This window comes from Paracoccus sp. S4493, from assembly GCF_000967735.1.
Classification (GTDB): domain Bacteria; phylum Pseudomonadota; class Alphaproteobacteria; order Rhodobacterales; family Rhodobacteraceae; genus Paracoccus; species Paracoccus marcusii.
On record NZ_JXYF01000342.1, the window covers coordinates 1 to 727 of the forward strand.

At 73.3% G+C, this 727-nt stretch carries 1 protein-coding gene; it reads right to left on the reverse strand.

The window, feature by feature from the left end; all coding sequences use genetic code 11:
• Positions 1–727, reverse strand: a 727-nt coding sequence (locus TW83_RS17640) for an HAD-IC family P-type ATPase (RefSeq protein WP_045984095.1), incomplete at both ends; no start/stop codon positions are given.

Genomic DNA, 727 nt, shown 5'->3' on the forward strand with positions numbered 1-727 from the left:
GCAGGCGATGATCAGCACCGACACCGCCGCCACGACTGCATGCGCTAGGTCGGGGCCAAAGATCAGCCATAGCGCAAAGGCCAGCACCGCCAGGCCCATCACCACCGGAACGAAGATCCGCGTGACCCGGTCGACCAGCGCCTGCACTGGCAGGCGGGCGGCCTGCGCCTCTTCGATCAGGGCCACGATCCGCGACAGCACGGTGTCCGGCCCCGTGGCCGTGACGCGATAGGTCAGGGCGGCCGCGCCGTTGACGGTGCCGCCGGTCACCGTGTCGCCGGGCGCGCGCAGCACCGGGACGGGTTCGCCCGTCAGCATGGATTCGTCGACATGGCCCGCGCCTTCGGTCAGCACGCCATCCAGCGCGATGCGTTCGCCGGGCGCCAGCTGCACCAGATCGCCCGGCTGCAGGTCGGCCACCGCGACACGCACCGGATGCCCGTCCCGCAGCGCCGTCGCGTGATCGGGCGTCAGGGCCAGCAGCGCGCGCATCGCGGCGCCGGCCTGGCCCTTGGCGCGCGCCTCCAGCCAGCGGCCGGTCAGGATCAGGGTGACGATCACCGCCGCGGCCTCGAACCACACCTGGCGCGAGGCGGCGGGGACCAGGCCGGGGGCCAGGGTCACGACGGCGGAAAAGGCAAAGGCCGTGCCCGCGCCAAGCGCCACCAAGCTGTTCATCTCGGGGGCGCCGCGGCGCAGGGCGGCAAGCCCCGTGCCAAAGAACCGC